The sequence below is a fragment of the Rickettsiales bacterium Ac37b genome, assembly GCA_000746585.2.
GTDB lineage: Bacteria > Pseudomonadota > Alphaproteobacteria > Rickettsiales > Arcanibacteraceae > Ac37b.
The window spans coordinates 432,422-446,879 of sequence record CP009217.2 but is presented as its reverse complement, the minus strand read 5'-3'; the positions used below and the strand labels follow the sequence as shown (position 1 = coordinate 446,879).

At 30.1% G+C, this 14,458-nt stretch carries 9 protein-coding genes; 4 read left to right on the top strand and 5 right to left on the bottom strand.

Annotated features, from left to right (window positions below; all coding sequences use genetic code 11):
- Positions 1-33 precede the first annotated feature (33 nt).
- The 3 genes from NOVO_02225 to hyfB all read right to left on the bottom strand — a co-directional run bounded on the left by NOVO_02225 (position 34) and on the right by hyfB (position 2,794).
- On the bottom strand, positions 34-417 hold the full coding sequence (locus tag NOVO_02225; protein AIL64840.1) for a hypothetical protein: 384 nt from the start codon (positions 415-417) through the stop codon (positions 34-36).
- Between the two features lie 279 nt (positions 418-696).
- Positions 697-1,080, bottom strand: coding sequence for a hypothetical protein (locus NOVO_02220; GenBank protein AIL64839.1), 384 nt, complete (start codon positions 1,078-1,080; stop codon positions 697-699).
- A gap of 25 nt (positions 1,081-1,105) precedes the next feature.
- Positions 1,106-2,794 carry a Hydrogenase-4 component B gene (hyfB, locus tag NOVO_02215; protein AIL64838.1) on the bottom strand — a complete coding sequence of 563 codons (1,689 nt, stop codon included), beginning with the start codon at positions 2,792-2,794 and terminating at the stop codon, positions 1,106-1,108.
- A 277-nt stretch (positions 2,795-3,071) separates the two neighbouring features.
- On the opposite strand from hyfB, the gene NOVO_02210 reads away from it, so the two are divergent.
- Complete coding sequence (locus tag NOVO_02210; protein ID AIL64837.1) at positions 3,072-5,375, top strand: putative 3-hydroxyacyl-CoA dehydrogenase; 2,304 nt, start codon at positions 3,072-3,074, stop codon at positions 5,373-5,375.
- A 498-nt stretch (positions 5,376-5,873) separates the two neighbouring features.
- Positions 5,874-6,167 (top strand): hypothetical protein, encoded by a 294-nt coding sequence (locus NOVO_02205; protein ID AIL64836.1) that lies wholly within the window; start codon positions 5,874-5,876, stop codon positions 6,165-6,167.
- 226 nt (positions 6,168-6,393) lie between these two features.
- On the opposite strand, the gene dnaE1 is transcribed toward NOVO_02205, so the two are convergent.
- Both dnaE1 and mdh_1 read right to left on the bottom strand, forming a co-directional pair.
- Positions 6,394-9,828, bottom strand: a complete 3,435-nt coding sequence (dnaE1, locus tag NOVO_02200) for a DNA polymerase III subunit alpha (protein ID AIL64835.1) — start codon at positions 9,826-9,828, stop codon at positions 6,394-6,396.
- 7 nt (positions 9,829-9,835) lie between these two features.
- Positions 9,836-10,813: a Malate dehydrogenase gene (gene mdh_1 / locus NOVO_02195; GenBank protein ID AIL64834.1), complete on the bottom strand. Its 978-nt coding sequence runs from the start codon at positions 10,811-10,813 to the stop codon at positions 9,836-9,838.
- 181 nt (positions 10,814-10,994) lie between these two features.
- On the opposite strand from mdh_1, the gene mmpA reads away from it, so the two are divergent.
- Together mmpA and NOVO_02185 are read left to right on the top strand one after the other, a co-directional pair.
- On the top strand, positions 10,995-12,122 hold the full coding sequence (mmpA, locus tag NOVO_02190) for a Metalloprotease mmpA (protein AIL64833.1): 1,128 nt from the start codon (positions 10,995-10,997) through the stop codon (positions 12,120-12,122).
- A 10-nt stretch (positions 12,123-12,132) separates the two neighbouring features.
- Complete coding sequence (locus NOVO_02185) at positions 12,133-14,448, top strand: Outer membrane protein omp85 precursor (GenBank protein AIL64832.1); 2,316 nt, start codon at positions 12,133-12,135, stop codon at positions 14,446-14,448.
- The last annotated feature ends 10 nt before the right edge of the window (positions 14,449-14,458 follow it).

The following is a 14,458-nucleotide window of genomic DNA, read 5'->3' as shown; positions in this document are numbered from 1 at the left end:
CTTTACTATCAGTATTAATAATATTTTTCTATGTTAAATAACTATACCTTTAATTCTTTCACCACCTATATACATTAATTTATAATTTTTATTTCCCATTATCCATATAATATAAGATTCCAACATATGTAATGTAAGAAAGCCGCTTTCGTATTTACACCAGTATACTAGACCATATTTTTCTACTTCTTTTTGTAAATCATCTTCCTGTGACCTATCTTTACATCGAGCACCTGAGTATTCTAAAATGCTAATAATTTCCTTTATATCAGATCCTGCTGGAAATTGTTTAGATAGAGCTGTATCTAATTGTTTATTATTTTTATATTTCTCAAATTTAAACGGTCTATTATCAAGTAGTTCTTTGGCAATTAAATATGAAAATAATATAGCAATAATTATTAAAATTTTTTTCATTTAAATGTTCTCCTCTCTTTATTGGTAAAACTTAAATATTTTTTCAATTATTTAGAAAGAAGTAATGATAATAATATAGGATTTTAAGTTTAGTACAACTATAAATTGTATAAAGTAACAAAAGTCCTTGACTTATCCTATTCTGTAGCAGCTCTTAAAATTTTTTGCTCACCTTTACTATTGGTACTAATAATATATATGTTCAGCTAAACCAAACGTTCCTTTAACCGGTCTAACAAATATTTGAAGATTAGCTTCTGCCATTTTTGTTTACTCCTATTAAATAACTATTCCTTTTGTAACTTCACCACCTATATGCATTAATTTATAATTCTTATCTCCCATAAGCCACATAGTATAAAATTCTAGTAAATGTAAGCTAAACCACCCACTTTCATATTCACACCAATATATTAAGTCATATTTATCGTATTCGTTAGTAATGAAAGTTGACTTTGATCTTTCCTCACATTTAGCCCCCGATTTCTCTAGTACTGTAATTGCTTCTCTTATATCAGATCCTACTGGAAATTGTTTAGCTAGCGCTGCATCTAATTGTTTGTTATTTTTATATTTCTCAAATTTAAATGGCCTATTATCAAGCAACTCTTTGGCAATTAGATATGAAAATAATATAATAATAATTATTAAAATTTTTTTCATTTAAATGTTCTCCTCTACCGGCACTTTATATTATAGAAAAAGTTATTAGGCAGAGTAATATTATAATAGTTGTGTATATGGTTAATGAAAGGATATGCTCATATTTTACTATAGATACCAATATATTATTTGATTTTTCCATCCTTTGAGAAAAGTTTGTGCGATAATTTGCAAATAGTTTTGTACATTGGTGAAGAATATTAGTTAAATCTTTAGGTAACTTACGATAGAAAAAATCTATATCTAAGCTTATAGTATTTTGCCTTTTGAGCATAGGAAGTAATAAGAAAAATGCAGCTGCAGATGATAATAATAGCTCGGAGTGTTTATATATATGACTAAAACTATAGGGTTCATAATATACTTGATTAGGTAATAAATTGTAAATTATTTTATAATCAACGCCTAAATAGATACATATAAAAGCTGCACATCCCATAGCAATTTTCATAAGCAAAGGAACTTCCGGGACAGTTCTGGAAGGTTTCCTTTGAAAAAAAGTAAACCAAGGAAATTCAAGACCTGCATGTAAAAATACTCCAGCTGATGCAATAATTAATCCCCACCATATGAAGAGATTATAATTATGCGCAGCTTCAACTATAACAGCTTTACTAATAAAGCCTGATGTTAGGGGAAATCCTGAAATTGCCGCAGCTCCTATTATAGCACATATAGCTGTGTATCTCATTGAAGTAAATAATCCTCCGAGTTCTGTACATTTATGTTTGTGAGTAGAGAAAATTACTGCTCCTGCAGACATAAATAATAAGGTTTTATAGAATATATGGCAAAATGCATGTAAAGCTGCTCCTTTGATTGCTAGGTTACTCCCTATACCTGCTGCGAGTACCATAAAGCCCACTTGGTTTACTAAACTATACGATAAAATGCGTCTTATATTATTTTCTAATATAGCATATATAATACCATAGAAAATCATAGCTAACCCAAGATATATAAGAATGGTATTGCCTGGAAAATAGGTTAATAATAAAAATACAGATGTTTTAGTGGTAAAGACAGATAAGAAGCAGCTACCTGAATAAGAGGCTTCAGGGTAACTATCTGCTATCCAGGAAGAAAAAGGTATAGAGCCTACATTAATTAAAATACTACCTAATATGAATATACTAGCTAAATTGTTGCTATTAAAAGATTCAATAGGTTGAAATGGAATAATATTAGCATTACCATTCTGCTTAATATATATAATTGTACCAATTAAAAAAATAATGCCTGCTGTGATATGGATAATAAAATAACGTTTTGATACTAAATAAGAATGAAGATTTTGCGCACTAAATATAATAATGGTAGCGCTAATACTCATCAATTCTATAGAAAAAAACATCGAGATTAAATCTCCAGATGTAATAATGGAGATAGCGCTACCTGCATAAATGAAGGCTGCTATAATTTCAGTTTTATTATATTGCTTATCACCAAAACTAAATAATAAATTTAATAAAAATACAAGAGAAAAGGCAATTATAAAGAGAGGAGCTAGAGGGGTAATATATGAAAGAAGTAATTCAAATTCTATAAAATTTAGAATTATAGGATGGTTAAATTTTGATATAAATATAAAAGTTGCAACAATAGTGCACACACCTTGAATTAAAGCACAAAGCTTAAAAAAACGAGCGGGAATAAAGCATAATACTATACCGCTTAATAATAAAATATAGGCGGGATTTATTAATATATTCATTCTTCCTTTTATTATTGTAAGTTTTACAGTAGTTAAAAAATCAGCTAAGCTGTTTATTATAGTTTTTTAATTTGAATTATATAAGTGTTGCTCTTCGCTTACGTAGTAATTTTTACTACTTGCTCATCATTCTTACCTATAATTCAAATTAATTCACTATAGATTCAGATAAGGTTTGTAACATAAAAAGCTTTGAGTCACAAGGCGTTTTAACTTTTTATTTGGGAATTATCTGTAAAATAAAAATAATGATAAATATATTATAGGGCTAGTAATTATGACAGAGATAAAAAAAGTTGCAGTTATGGGAAGCGGCGTTATGGGAGCCTCTATAGCAGCCCATCTAGCTAATGCTGGGATTGAAGTCTTATTATTCGATATAGTTTTAGAAAATGCTCAGGATCGCAGTGAACTAGCACAAAAATCAATCCAAAAACTTCTTATTACCGAGCCTCAAGCTTTTGTTGATGATAAAGCAGCTTCTCTTGTTACTCCCTATAATTTAGAAGACCATTTTGATAATATAAAACAAGTAAATTGGGTTATTGAAGCTGTTGTAGAAAAGCTTGATATAAAAAGAGCGTTATATCAAAGGTTAATAGAACTTAATGTTCCTGACTTAATTGTATCTTCAAATACTTCGACTATTCCTCTTAATAAACTGCTGGCAGGATTAAGTCAAAGCTTTGCCAAACGTTTTTTAATTACCCATTTTTTTAATCCACCTCGCTATATGAAGTTACTTGAAGTAGTAAAAGGTCCTTATACTTTGGAAAGTGTATCTAATCAGATTAGTGAATTTGCAAGAATTAGACTTGGTAAAAAAATTGTATATTGTAAAGATACAGCTGGTTTTATTGCTAATCGTATAGGATGTTTTTGGCTTGAGGTGGGGATAAAAGAAGCTCTTACTCTAAATGTGCAAGCAGACGTTGCAGATACAGTTATTAGTACACCTTTTGGGATCCCGAAAACAGGCATTTTTGGTTTAGTAGATTTAATAGGTCTAGATGTTATGAAGCTAATATCTCAGTCCTTTATTAAAAATTTACCGCCTAAAGATAGGTTTTGTCAGATATATTCTAAACATAGTTTAATAGAACAAATGTTATTGAAAGGATTAATAGGAAGAAAAGGTCCAGGTGGTTTTTATAGAATTAATAAAAAAGACGGTATAAAAACAAAACAGGTGATTAATTTTAAAACAGGGGACTATATCGATGTCGAGATAATAAGCTTACCTATATTAAAGAGTAATATTACAGATATATTAAATTCAGAGACTATCGAGGGAATTTATAGCTGGAAAGTAATGTCGGAGATGCTTGCTTATGTAGCTAATTTAATACCTGAAATTTCAGATGAAATTTATGCAGTCGATCAAGCTATGAAAAAAGGTTTTAATTGGAAATATGGACCTTTTGAGTTGATAGATAAATTAGGTGATAAACATCAATCAGGAGCTGAGTGGTTAATATCAAAATTAGAGTCAGAAAATAGAGTAGTGCCAAAGTTATTAAAACAAGTAGGAAAAAATTCGTTCTATCGCGCAGAACAAAAAAATATGTATGTGTATTCCTTAAATCATACTTATAAGCCTTTACCCGTTTTATCAGATGAATGGCAATTATCGAATATGAAAGCAAATAAATTAGCTGTGTATTCTAATAATTCATGTAATTTATGGGACATAGGAAATAATATAGTATGTTTAGAAATAAATAGTAAAATGAATACGCTTAACACTGATTTATTTTTAGCCATAGAAGAAATTATACCTATTATTTCTAAAAACTATCAAGCATTAGTTATAGGATCAGATACTGAATATTTTAGTGCAGGTGCCGATTTAAAATTTATGTTAGAGAAAATTCAAGGCAAAAAATGGAAAGAAATTGAGCAATTTATTACTCATGGTCAGAATACAATGTCACTACTTAAATATACTTCCTTTCCAATAGTAACAGCAGCATCTGGTATAGCTCTTGGTGGTGGAGCGGAATTGATTTTACATTCTCATTTTGTACAACCATATATAGAAACTTACATGGGCTTAGTTGAAATAGGGGTGGGGCTAATTCCTGGTTTTGGAGGTTGTAAAGAAATTATCTATAGGTTTTACAACGAAGGAGAAAAAAAAGTTGCAGAATCATTATTAAATATTATCTTAGGTAAGACAGCAAAATCAGCTACTCAAGCTATAGAAATGTTTAATTTAACGGTAAATAATGTAACCTTTAATCGTGATAGATTATTAAATGATGCAAAAAATTTAGCTATCTCTAGCTCGGTTAATTTTTTTCCTAAGCGTGAGATATCAATAGAAAATTTTTCTGCGAGTAAAATTACAGCTCAATTAAAAGAATTATTAGATGTTAATAATAAATATTTATCTAATTACGATAAATTCATAGCAGATAGATTCATAGAGGTGTTTTTGTATAATAACGATCAGAAAACTTTAAAAGAGCAGGATCTATTTGATGCTGAAAGAAGCTTGTTTTTTGAGCTAATTCGTAATCCTATGACAGAAGAAAGAATAGAACATATGCTGAAATATAATAAAAAGCTTGATAATTAAGATTATAGTTTCCTAATGTGAATTAAGTGGGGTGTTGATCAATGGTCTCCTAGCACTTAATCATACTACTGGACAAAAAATGTAAAGTAATGAGCAAGAAATGATGGAGTAATAAAAAAAGGAATCCCCCTTGGTCATACCCGTGAAAACTGGTATCTAGTAAAGTTTTATCCATATTACTAGATTACCGCATGCGCGGTAATGACAAAAAAGAGTATATCTTATATATAGCCTATCTTACAATTTTTTGTCCGGTAGTATGACAATTAGTAGGTTTCGGCTCCTCACGCCTTGTATTATTTTTAAATTGCCTTTGTTATATTTTACGAATCTTTCCCTTCTTTTTGAGTAATTTGTTTTCTCATTATAATATATAATATTAATATTTTATATATTTAGTACATAAATAGTTAAAAATATAATTATTTATTGACGAATATATTAGTTTACTCTAATTATAGAAACGTTTAATTATTTAACGTTAGAAGTAGGAGAAATATGCCTAAGAATATTGTTAAGAGTAAGTATAAAAACTTACCTTCCGTACATACAAAAGTTGAATCACAAAAAGGAAGTTCAAATAGTGATGTTGAACAAGATACTATAACTACGCAACCAACCTCGAATAATAGTTTAGAAAATTCTACCAATAATCAAGCTTTCTATCAAAATCATAATAACCAGCCACAATCTTCGTGCCTTAGTTTCTGTTTTAACCAACCACAACAAGTAATGGAAGTAGAGTTACAAGCTATGGGTGCATCTTCAAACCTATTATCGGAGAATCATTAATACCTCTAGAATCTCTATATACTAAAAACAGTTGAGCTTGCTACGTATAGTTTTTTAATTTGAATTAGGGGGTATTGATCAATGCTCTCCTAGCTATTAGTTATACTACCGGATAAAAAATTGTAAGATAGGCTATATATAAGATATACTCTTTTTTGTCATTATCCGTGCATGCGGTAATCTAGTAATATAGACAAAACTTCGCTATAGCTATTAATGATATTGGTTATTTGAGTTGTACTTTAATTATTCCAGGGGAGTTTTCTAACAATAAAGAATTAGTAGGAGAAATTTGATATTGACCTGGTAAATCAAGAGCTATTTCTTCTTGCTTACTATGGTCTATAACAAAAATTTTTACTTTCATACCATCGGTATTTGGGGTAGAGCATAAAGATTTAACAGCAGTTACTGCTTCTTGACCATCAATCCAAATTTGTAGCATTGAATATTGTCTATGTAAAAACTCATCTAGCTTTTGTATATTTTGTACTGTTAATCTTACTCCTCCTTCATCTTTGCGGCATTCAGCATTAATAAGTAATGGTAATTTACTAGTTAATAACTCTCTATCATTAGTAATTATGTCATTGTTAAATATGGAAATTTCATAAATACCATAAGGATCTGAAACTTGTGCTGACACAAATCTGCCTCTAGGTGATACACGTGTTTTAACAGTATTAATAATTCCAGCTAGCTTAATTGATGAAAAACCTTCGGATAAATCTTCACGTAAATACGAAGAGTTTTTAATATTATGATTATGTAAATATAGCTTCCATTTATCTAGTGGATGTGCAGACAAATAAAATCCTATAGCTTCGCATTCTTGTTGTAATTGTTCATTTTCATCCCAATTATCAACAGATAATAGCTCAGGTTCAGTAATTTTACTTATCTCTTTCATACCTCCAAATAGGCTAGCCTGTATACTATTTTTTTCTCTTTGGATGCTGCTGCTATATTTAGTAATTAGTTCCAATGATTCTAATAATTGTCTTCTATTACTATTAAGCTTATCTAATGACCCAGACTTAATTAGTCCTTCAAATTGTCTTTTATTGAAAGATTTAGGGTCAATTCTTGTAGCAAGATCAAAAATGTTTTTAAATTCTCCATGAGATTTACGTTCAGTTACAACTAGCTCAATAGCGTGTACTCCTACACCTTTTATAGCTCCTAAACCATAGCGGATAGCTGGCTTATTTTCATGTAGTTCAATACAAAAATAACCTTCAGATTTATTAATATCTGGAGGTAGAATTTTTATATTCATTAAAATAGCTTCTTCTCTAAAGATATTAATTTTATCTGTATCATCAATTTCAAGGTTCATTGAGGCAACAATAAACTCAACTGGAAAGTTAGCTTTTAAATAAGCGGTTTGGTATGAAATAATAGCATAAGCTGCTGCGTGTGATTTATTAAAGCCGTATCCAGCAAATTTTGCTACTAAATCAAAAATAGTACTAGCTTGTTCCTTATCTACTCCATTATTTATAGCTCCTTTGATAAATAATTCACGCTGTGCATCCATTTCAGCTTTGATTTTTTTACCCATAGCACGTCTTAGCAAATCTGCAGCGTGTAGAGTATATCCAGCGAGTATTTGAGCTATTTGCATCACTTGTTCTTGATATATAATAACACCAAAAGTTTCTTTTAAAACATCTTCTAATTTTGGATGGAGATAATTGGGTTTTTCTATACCATGTTTACATGCTATGTAGGTAGGTATATTTTCCATTGGTCCCGGTCTATATAAGGCTCCTAAAGCAATTAAATCTTCTATTGAATCTGGTTTTAACTTGCGCAAAGCATCTCGCATACCTGCACCTTCAAATTGAAATATACCTACAGAATTACCTTGTGAAAGTAAGTTATAGGTATTGATGTCATCTAAGACTATATTGTTAATGACAATATTGATTCCTCTTGATTGAATTAATTTACAGGTATGAGAGATTACAGTTAAAGTTTTTAGTCCTAAAAAGTCAAATTTAACTAATCCAACTGACTCAGCATATTTCATAGAATATTGTATAACTAGCATATCAGAATTTGGATCTTTATATAAAGGTACTATTTCATCTAAAGGGTCACTTGAAATAACTATACCAGCTGCGTGAGTAGAGGCATGTCTGTTTAGCCCTTCTAATTGAAGAGCTATAGAAAGTAGTTTAGCAACTTCTGGATCTTCTTCTTTTGCATTTTTAAGAGAAGGTTCCATTTCAATTGCTTGGCTAAGAGTGACAGGATTAATAGCGTTAAAGGGGACCATTTTAGCTATTTTATCAACTTGAGAATAAGGCATTTGTAACACACGTCCTACATCTCTGAGAGCTGCTCTTGCTTGCAATTTACCAAAGGTAATAATTTGAGCTACTTTATTATATCCATATTTTTCTCGTACATAATTGATTACTTCATCACGTTTTTCTTGGCAAAAATCAATATCAAAATCTGGCATAGAAATACGATCTTGGTTTAGAAATCTTTCAAATAATAAGCCAAAACGAATAGGATTTAAATCAGTAATATCTAAGCTCCAAGCTACTAACGAACCTGCGCCAGATCCTCTGCCGGGGCCAACTGGTATTGAATTATTTTTACTCCATTTAATAAAATCAGAGACTATAAGGAAATAGCCAGAAAATTTCATATTAGTAATAACGCTTAGCTCATATTCAAGCCTATCATTATACAATTTGACGGTCTCTTCTCGCTGAATGCTAGACATGTTTTCAGTGAGGACATAATCATGTAATTTTTGTTCAAGTCCTATTTTGGCTAAGTACTTTAAGGCATCTTCTACATTACGATTTTCTTCTAAAACAAAAGAGGGTAATGCAGGAGGATGCTCTTCTGATTTTACAGAACATCTTTGAGCAATTACTATAGTATTTTCTATTGCCTCAGGAATATCTGCAAATAATTTACACATTTCTTCTGCAGATTTAAAATACTGTTCAGTAGATAATTTACGACGATCTTCTGTGGAAATATATTTACCATCTGCAATGCATAATAAAACTTCTTGGGCTTCATGCATATCTCTGTGTGCAAAATATGCATCATTTGTAGCTACTAGAGCTATATCATGTTTATAAGCAAGATCAATTAATTGATGTTCAACTTTAGAAGGAGTATTATGGCGCATTAATTCTATATATACTCTATCACCAAAAATTTTTTTGAGATTTAGAAGATATTCTTCAGCCTTGTTAGCGTTATTATCTAATAAAAGCTTGTCTATAATACCATAATATCCGCCAGTTAAAATAATTAAACCTATATTAAATTGTGCTAAATCTGAGAATTTAATGTGAGGAGAAGGTGTATTATGTTCTAAAAAAGAACTGCTTACAAGTTTCAGTAAATTTTTATAGCCTTGTTCATCTTTAGCAATCACAACAAGCTGAGCAATCTCGTTTTCTGCATATTCAACCATTAAAAGGCAACCTATTATTGGTTGAATTCCTTTATCTGAGCATGATTTTGAAAATTCCAAAGAGCAAAATAAATTACCATTATCAGTGATAGCAAGAGCAGGCATTTTATGTGTAATACACAATTTTACTAGATCTTCTATTTTTATAGATCCTTCTGATAAAGAGTAGGAACTACGTACGCGTAAATGTACAAAATTAAATTTCATAAAAAATCTATTCTAAGTAAGTCATAATTTTTTTATATTGTGTATCTAAGGTTTGTTCACTAATATGTAATTTTTCTTTTTCATCATTACTTATATTAATTTCTATTATATCAGTAAAATACCTATCAACAAATTTAGCTAATTTACCTATAGATCTTTTTCCATCCCATATAGAACAGGGGAGTAAGGCTTCTTTATCGTTCAGTATATTAGTAATCATATGCATTACGGCATGGGATGGGCCAACAACTGATGAAGCGCCTGTTAATTTGATTATATCATTTCCCCTTAAAATAGTATGAGAGGTGATATAATCAATTTGTTCTAAACTAGCGAGTTCAGATAAAAGTTTTCCATTAATAGTTACATTACTAGTAATGGGTACCATAGATGGTCCATGTTCACCGAGCACTATAGCATTAATTTTAGGTTTTATTATAGATGGATATGAAGTTTTTAAAAATTCCCTTATTAAGTTTTGTAAACGCATTGTATCAATATAAGAAACACCTATAATTCTTTGAGCAATTTTGTCTTTAGTTTGACCACTTACTTCTGATATTTTATTAATAAGGTATTGGGTAAGAAAATCAACTGGGTTTGAAATGATTAGTATAAGTGTATTAGGATTTTCAGCTATAATATTAATGTAATTATCCATAATTCTAGCATTTTTACCTGCCAATTCTTCACGAGTTTCAGCCGTGTTAGTTCTTTTAGCTCCTGCTGTAATGACTATGATATTAACGTTGGATAAATCAGATAAATCAGAAGTTAACGATACTTCTCCACAATTTGGTAATTGTAAAGAATCATTCATATCCATAATAGTACCCATTTTACTTAACCAATAAGGGCTGGGTTTATTATCTACGGCATGATATCTATTAAATACAACAACATCATATCCTTGTAGGGCCATAATTTCAGCTAGATTTAATCCTATGTCTCCTGCGCCAATAATACCTATACGTTTTCTATCCATTATTTTAGTTCTCCTAGTATAATTTGCTATATTTTTAAAATCCTTGATATTATGTTGTAATATGTATTATAAGATGTTATACACGGAAAGTAAAATTGATGGAAGTATTTACTAAAAATATATATAAAATATTTGTCAATACTATGATAATTGAGGGTTTTGTTTAAAATAAGGTAGGTGGATGCAACTAATTATAGATCTATTTAATAATATAGCTGCCTTTTTAATAGTGTTAACAATAATAGTATTTGTCCATGAGTTTGGTCATTATTTTATAGCACGATTATCTGGAATAAAAATTGAAGATTTTTCCATAGGGTTTGGTAAAGAATTATTTGGATGGTATGATAAAAATGGTACTAGGTGGAAGGTATGTTGTATACCTATAGGTGGATATGTAAAAATGTTTGGCGATGCAAATTATGCAAGTAACCCTGATCAAGATAAGTTATCAAGTTTAAATCATCAAGAATTAAAACAATCCTTTTATACGCAGTCATTAAAAGTTAAATCTGCGGTTGTAGCGGCTGGACCTATTGCAAATTTTATTTTAGCTATAGTAATCTTATCAGTATTTTTTTGGTGGTATGGCGCTCCTTATGTGTCTAATCAGGTTAGTTATATTGATCCAAAAAGTAGAGCTGAGGAAGCTGATATAAAAGTGGGAGATATAATCACGGCTATTGATGGTAAAACGGTTAAAGATTTTTCTGAAATAGAGAGAATAGTAAGTATTAGTCCTGAGATAGAATTACAACTGTCTATAAATAGGATGAATCAAGTGATTATCAAGACAGTTAAACCAGAAAAATACATGGCTACTGATGATTATGGTCATAAAATAAAAGTGGGTAGGCTAGGTATAGGAGCAAATATTATAGAACATGCAAAATATAATATGTTGCAGTCTATTAATATGGCTTTTAAAACTACTATAAATATTTCCTATATTACCCTAAAAACTCTTGGACAAATGATTGTGGGTAAGAGATCAATTGATGAACTAGGGGGGCCAATACGTATTGCAAAATATTCTGGTGAGTCAATGAAAAAGGGTATGAAAATGCTCTTATGGTTTGTTGCAATTTTATCAATAAATTTAGGTTTAATTAATATTATGCCTATCCCTATCCCTATCCCTATGTTAGATGGTGGACATTTAATGCATTATTTAGTAGAAGCTATTTTAGGTAAGAATGCGTCTGAGATATTTCAACGTTATAGTACTAAAATAGGGCTGGTAATTATTATAATGATCTTTATATTATCTACCTTTAACGACTTGATACAACTTAAATTATTTAACTAAAGTTATGCATATGGTACGTATATTTTTATTAGTGTTATTTTTAGCCGCTTATAATATTTCTGAATCTATAGGAAATGAAGGTGAAAATTGGGTTATAAATTCTGTAATTATAGAAGGAAATCAAAGAGTAGAAGAAGATACTATTTTAAATTATATATATGTACATAAAGGGGATAAATTTACTTATCAAGCAATGGATGAATCGTTAAAGAGTCTGTTTGCTACAGGTTTATTTTCTGATGTATCGGTGAAGCCTAAGGGAAATACTATAGTAGTTAAAGTTTTAGAAAACCCTACTATTAATCAGATAGCTTTTGAGGGTAATAAAAAGCTTAAGTATGATGATTTAATTAAAGAAATTAGTCTAAAATCTAGGATGGTATACAATAAATCATTGTTACAGCAAGATATAAATCATTTGGTAAATATATATCATAAAATGGGTAGGTTTGCAGTATCTATAGTGCCTAAGTTAATCCAATTACCTCAGAATAGAGTGGATTTAGTATTTGAAATAAAAGAAGGTCCTAAAACTCCTATACGTAAAATATTCTTTGTGGGTAATAAACGTTTTAGTGATGCTAAATTAAGTGCTTTAATTAATACTAAAGAGTCACGTTGGTATAGATTCTTTTCTACTAGTGATAATTATGATCCAGATCGTTTAGAATACGATAAGGAATTATTACGTAGATTTTATAATTCTGAAGGTTATCCAGAATTTAAAATCATCTCAGCTAATTCTGAATTAACAAAGGACCGTAGTTCTTTTATGATAACATTTTCTCTAGAGGAAGGAGAGAGATATAGTTTTGGCACTGTTGAAATAGAAAATAAATTAAATACTGAATATAATAAGCAACTATCTCAAGAAATCATTACTAAAAAAGGCGAGATCTATGACTATGATCAAATTGAAGATAGTATAGATGCTATGACAAAGCTGTTGAATAATAATGGCTTTCCTTTTGTAAGTATTGAAGCGGTGTTAGATGATAATAGGCAAGATCATTTAATTAATATTAAATATCTTATTGAAGAAGGTAAAAGGGTATACTTAAATAAAATTAATATTAGTGGTAATGTACGTACTCGTGATCAAGTTATTAGAAGAGAATTTAGAATAGCAGAGGGTGATCCTTATAATGCGTCTTTTATAAATAGATCAGAGCAGCGTATTAAAAATCTGGATTATTTTGATAAGGTAGAATTTACTCCTAGCTCTACTCAGCATCCGGATCGTGTAGATATTAATGTTGATGTTGAAGAAAAATCAACTGCTAGAATTAATTTGGGTGGCGGATATTCTACCGTGGATGGTATTATAGGTCAGATATCTATCTCAGAAGATAATTTTTTAGGTAGAGGACAGCAGGTTGGTGTAGCATTTATGAAAGCATCTAAAAAGTTAGATATAGATTTTAATTTTACTGAGCCATATTTTATGGATAAAGAACTAGCGGCTGGTGTTGAATTATTTAATAATACTGCTGATAAAAAGCGTTGGAATCCATATAAGAGTGTAAATATTGGTGTAGTACCAAATATAGGTTATAGTATTAATGAATATCTATATCACTCTTTGCGTTATACATTAAGGAAAGACAAGATTAGTGATGTAGATAAAGATGCTTCTTATTTTATCAAAGAGCAGCAAGGTAAAAATATTATTTCGTCTATCGGTCAAAGTTTTGTTTATGATAAAACTGATAATAGAATAAGTCCTACTAAAGGGTATTTATTAAAGTTAGATCAAGAAATTGCTGGTCTAGGAGGTAATTCTAGATTCTTCCGCAATGAAGGCAATGTTAGATATTATATACCAATTAGGCGTTCAGGAGATATAGTGCTAAAATTAAGTGGAAATGCTGGATATATTGCTGGATTAGGTAAAGATGTACGAATTAATGAGAGATTTTTTATAGGAGATATAGGTAGTTATGGATTTCGAGGGTTTGCTATGGGTGGTATAGGTCCTATTGTTAGGTCTAGTTTCTCTAGTCAAAGAGAGCCTTTGGGTAGTAATGCTTATTATATTGGTACAGCTGAACTTAGTTTTCCGTTTGGTTTACCTAAGGATCTAGATATTTCTGGTTCATTATTTACGGATGTGGGAAGTGCATTTGGTGTAGATATCAAAAAATCGGATAAAAATATAAATAAAGGAAGAATATGGGATGACAAATCGCTGCGTATGTCTGTTGGTACTGGTATAGTGTGGTTAACGCGTATTGGGCCAATACGTATGGATTTTGCGTATCCTGTTATGAAGAAGAAGTATGATAAATCACAGTATTTTCATATTAGCTTTGCAACTAGTTTTTAAAGAGGGGTTT